The sequence below is a fragment of the Vibrio sp. V19_P1S1T109 genome (assembly GCF_002241375.1).
Classification (GTDB): domain Bacteria; phylum Pseudomonadota; class Gammaproteobacteria; order Enterobacterales; family Vibrionaceae; genus Vibrio; species Vibrio anguillarum.
In genome coordinates, this window is sequence record NZ_NDIM01000084.1 from 1 (window position 1) to 4,712 (window position 4,712).

Annotated in this window: 4 protein-coding genes; 2 read left to right on the top strand and 2 right to left on the bottom strand. The window is 42.4% G+C overall.

Annotation, left to right across the window (positions count from 1 at the left end; translation table 11 throughout):
* Nucleotides 1-626, bottom strand: a 626-nt coding sequence (gene serC / locus B9J87_RS03825) for a 3-phosphoserine/phosphohydroxythreonine transaminase (protein WP_094149398.1), incomplete at its 3' end; no start/stop codon positions are given.
* Between the two features lie 98 nt (nt 627-724).
* Nucleotides 725-1,984 carry a DUF945 family protein gene (locus B9J87_RS03830; RefSeq protein WP_064624993.1) on the bottom strand — a complete coding sequence of 420 codons (1,260 nt, stop codon included), beginning with the start codon at nt 1,982-1,984 and terminating at the stop codon, nt 725-727.
* A 174-nt stretch (nt 1,985-2,158) separates the two neighbouring features.
* Between B9J87_RS03830 and B9J87_RS03835 the strand changes: the two genes are divergently transcribed.
* Together B9J87_RS03835 and B9J87_RS03840 are read left to right on the top strand one after the other, a co-directional pair.
* Nucleotides 2,159-4,084, top strand: coding sequence for an ATP-binding protein (locus B9J87_RS03835; RefSeq protein ID WP_176429471.1), 1,926 nt, complete (start codon nt 2,159-2,161; stop codon nt 4,082-4,084).
* Nucleotides 4,085-4,114: 30 nt separating this feature from the next.
* On the top strand, nt 4,115-4,612 hold the full coding sequence (locus B9J87_RS03840) for a response regulator (protein WP_026027604.1): 498 nt from the start codon (nt 4,115-4,117) through the stop codon (nt 4,610-4,612).
* The last annotated feature ends 100 nt before the right edge of the window (nt 4,613-4,712 follow it).

A 4,712-nucleotide genomic window follows, 5' to 3' on the forward strand; every position in this document is an offset into this window, starting at 1 on the left:
ACCCCGTACTTTGAGACGTCTATTTGGCGCGACAAAATCGTAGATGACATATCAGCTACAATCGGTTTGTCTGTATCTGGTAAATCATTAATCTCAATACCATCTATCGTTTCATTCGGACAAAAATGCACGTAAGCCGACTCAGGATCGATTTTCCATTCGCTGGCTGGTAATACCGCTGTTTTGCCCTCTTTAGTCACTTTGGCGTTGAAAACATCGATTTCACAATATTTCTTCGCTTCTTTGACCGCACTTTCAGCCCAGTAACCCGCATCAATATAGGTCGCTTTAGTCGCATCGCCTAATAAGTTTAAAGGCACCGCCGCAAACTGAGCGCGCGCTCCACCCTGACAAAATAATACTTTGTAATTACTCGGGATATTAAGCAAATCTCGCAGATCTTGCTCCGCTTCTTGAGCAACGCGAATAAAAGGTTTACTACGATGACTAATTTCCATAACGGACGTGCCAAGCTCGTTCCAGTTAATAAACTCGGCTTGCGCTTTTTCCATCACGGCTTTAGGTAAGGCTGCTGGGCCTGCGCTGAAATTATAGACTGGGCCCGCTTGATTTGATTCCATGAGTTCCTTGCTCCTGCTATCGACAATTAATGTGATTAATACCACTTTTTGATGTGGATAAAAAGCGAGAAAAGAGCTTCTATCGGCTCTTTTCTCTTACTGATTGCTAAAACTCGCGAAATCGTTTGCTTGAGCGCCGTTCGCTATCGCATCAATGCCGGAAGTAATAGTGTCAATAGCGGCATTTGGTTGCCATTTTCAAATTCCAAGTTGCCCTCTTTAAGTTCAGCTTGGAGTCGATATCCTTGATCGGTTTGCTGCATAATTTCCATCACAACAAGCTCATCAATACCTTGCTGGATAAAAGGAAAATCTTCAACCAGCTGGTCAGAAATGAAGGTATCAATGTGGCCGGTTAAGGCTGGTAAAATGGTACTCGGATCTTGCACCACATTATTTGTCCCTTCAGGAACCGCTATCTTCCAGTTTGATTCAAACTCACCTTGGCCAACTTTTAGCGCCATTTTATTCATCGATAGATAAAAACCTTTCTCGAATAATGATTGCACATAAGGTAGTGCTTGCTGAATGTCCTCATCAGAAAGTTCTGGGCTGTTTTGGTAAAGCGTTGAGAGCTTCTCAAAAGCGTCACCATCTAAATCACCCAAGGTAAAATCAAGATTGAGGTCCTTCACCTCGCCTTCGCTATAAGTTAATTTATCCATCTCAATCAAGTGATTACTATCAAAACGAGAAGGCTCTCCTTTTAATACCGAATCAAAGGAATAACGCATGTTGTCCATACTCAGCGTATTTTCACCTAGGCCATCGACAAGATTAATTTTTGCTAACGCCAATGACTGTTGTCCTAGCCAGAAGCCTTTATCTTGTTTACCTATACCTTGACCAGTTAGCTGTGAAAGCATCATTTTTTCACCACTAGTAAAATCCAACTCAACAGAAGGAACATTCAGTTGATAAGTGATTTCACCTAGTACAGAAATATCACCTTTCAATGTGGCGGGCGTTGTCGAAAACGTCATCTCGCCATCTTCACTTTGGTAGTGCCAACTGTCTAGCGCCACAGTGTATTGAGTATTGCCATTCAACTGCGTGATACTGGTCATCGTCAATGGTAGATTTTCTTGATCAGCTATAACGGATGTTGCTGTTAAACTCAACAGGCCATGCTTAACTTCGCTATTGACTAAAACTTGGGTCGGTAAACCATCGGCAACAAACTGTTGTTTGAGCGTTTTATCTGCAATCTGATAGCGGGTTTGCACGGTTGATGAAAGGTAACCGCGCTTATAACTGACAATGTCCGCCTCGATTGAACCTGAAGAGATATTTGCAATACCGTTAGTGATCACCTTTTCACCGATTTGCCCGACAGCCAACGGCCAACATGCTGCTAAGACGATAGCACCACCAACCGCACCAATGATTTTTAACTGTTTCATAGCGTTCCATTCCTGAAGATTTTACCCAGTCTACCGTAAACAATTGAAAACCAAAACATGGAGTTAGGTCAGAGTATTGCTAAGATGTGATGAGAAATTCTAAAACCTAGCTCTCAAACCCACTGCGTAATACTTGCTACAGTAGTCAAAACAGCGATGACAGTAGAGGCTTGTGTGAACCATTACGCACTACTTTGTTTAGACAATAACCCAATCAGCACAGAACAGTTGCGAGCTGAGTTAGCTCCGTTCGCCGCTAAATTTGATCTTCATACAGCGGACACCATAGATGAAGCTGAGCAAGCCCTAGAATATTTGCACGAGCAGCAACAAACGATTGCATTGGTCATTGCCAGTCACCATGAGCAGTTTGATGGTGCGGATTTTTTGACTCAACTCGATAAATCAATCCACACGCGTTCAGCGCGGAAAGTGCTGATAAGCTGCGGACAAGATATTCAAGCCATTCTCACCGCCGTCAATGAGGGGCGATTAGATCACTGCCTCACTAAGCCACTACAAAATAACGTGCTCTATAAAACCGTCCAAAAAGAGCTCACGACCTACATCTTAGATCACGATAAAGACAACATTCTCAACTACAGCACAATACTTGATCAACAGCGCATCTTACGCGCGCACATCGATAATAAAATGCGCAGTTATCGAGATGGTTTTATCTCCGATTACCACAAGCTTTCTGATACAGAACTGGCTGAACAAGTAATTGGTGCTTTACACCAATTTTTTGAAAATGAAGATGAAACTCGCGCCTGCCGTACATACTCCACTAATCACTTTCTTACCAAAGAGGGAGAAGAGAACCGCTTTCTTTGGTTCATCACTGAAGGTGAAGTGGCCCTGTATAAAAAAGATGATTTAGGGCAACAAAGAGAAGTGGTTCGCCACAAAAAAGGCAACATTATCGGTGGTATGTCTTTTGTGACTGGTGAGAAATCTTTTTCTACTGCCGTCACCCTGACTAAAACCGATGTGATTAAACTAGACCGAGATGTGTTTGCAAAAGTCATGCATTCGGATACTCGGCTATTGCCCCTATTTACTAACTTGCTGCTCCGCCATTTTAACCGCCGCTTACAACGCAGTATTAACACTAAATTGCAACTACAAAAAACGCTCGAATCACTTGAGTCAGCTCATCAGCAATTAATCGAGCGGGAAAAAATGGCCATGCTCGGTCAGCTTGTTGCAGGCGTCGCTCATGAACTAAACAATCCTGTCGCCGCAATTTTACGTGGAACCGAAACATTGTCAGACAAGATTGAGCACTTAGTCCAAGAGACTGAACATAAAAATCTGCAACATAAAGGCAGCCAACTATTAAGGAATGCACTTTCAGCCAAACCTACTTCTACATCAGAAGAGCGGGCACGCGCTAAAGCCATAGAAAATGAAATTCATCATCGTTTGATCGCGAAAAAATTGGTCAAACTCAATCTAGATGATGATCTTGCGCTCCGACAATCGGCTAAGCACGATCCTGAGAAAACGTTAGAAACACTGGAACAATTAGAAAACTATTTCCTAACAGGTAGTACACTTCGTTCTATCAATGTTTGTGCACAACGCATCGCCGATATGGTACGAAGCCTTAAAGGGTATGCTCGCCCTGATGATGAAGCGCTGCACAAGGTCAATATTCATGAAGGTATTGAAGACACTCTGGTTATTTTCGAAAATCGTCTTAAGCGCCACAAAGTTGAGAAAGAGTATGCCGACTTACCTTTGATTACCTGTCAGCCGATTGCATTACAACAAGTATGGACAAACCTCATTTCCAACGCTATTGATGCCTTCCCAGCCAATGGCGTACTGCACATTGCAACCACATTAGCAAAACAGGGTAATCAATCTTTTGTAACCATCAGTTTCACGGATAATGGTTGTGGGATCCCGTACGAGCAGAAAGAGCGTATCTTCACATTAAATTACACGACGAAAAAAGAAGGTAACTTTGGGCTCGGTATTGGGCTTTCTGTCTGCCAACAAATAGTCCACCAGCATCAAGGTTGGATCGATGTTCAATCTGAACAGGATAAATACACGACAATGACGGTATGGCTGCCAGTTAGTCGATAACTTGTCGTGCTGATGATTAAGGAGAATATCATGAACAAATTTTTGATCTTATGCGTGGACGATGAACGTGAAGTATTGGACAGCGTCATACAAGACCTCGACGAATTTGAAGAGTTTTTTATCTTAGAAGCCGCAGAATCTGTTGCAGAGGCAAAAGAAGTGATTGCCGATCACCAAGCTCAAAATATCAAGCTGGCTTTAATTTTGTGCGATCACATTATGCCCGAACAAACAGGCATTAGTTTCTTAATTGAATTAAGCCACAATGAAGAGACGCAACATACACGCAAAGTACTACTAACAGGCCAAGCAGGGCTAGAAGACACCGTAGAAGCGGTGAATCATGCCAGCCTACATTTTTATGTAGCCAAACCTTGGGATGGGAACAAACTTCGCGATGTTATCAAAGATCAATTAACACAATATATGATTGAAAACGAATCAGATTTAATGCCTTGGGCCAGAGTCTTGGATGCCGAGAAAATCTTCAATGCGATCGCACAAAACCGCATCAGTTTTGGTGAATAAAATATCCTAACGAAGAAATGGCACTCTCTTTGCTTATTTTTTGCGAAGACAACAAAAGAATGACACTTTTTAATGGCGACAATGTCAATCTATGCACTAT

Excerpts from the sequence above, each read along its gene's own strand:
- B9J87_RS03830 (WP_064624993.1), bottom strand. The coding sequence starts at position 1,984 with ATGAAACAGTTAAAAATCATTGGTGCGGTTGGTGGTGCTATCGTCTTA.
- B9J87_RS03840 (WP_026027604.1), top strand. The coding sequence starts at position 4,115 with ATGAACAAATTTTTGATCTTATGCGTGGACGATGAACGTGAAGTATTG.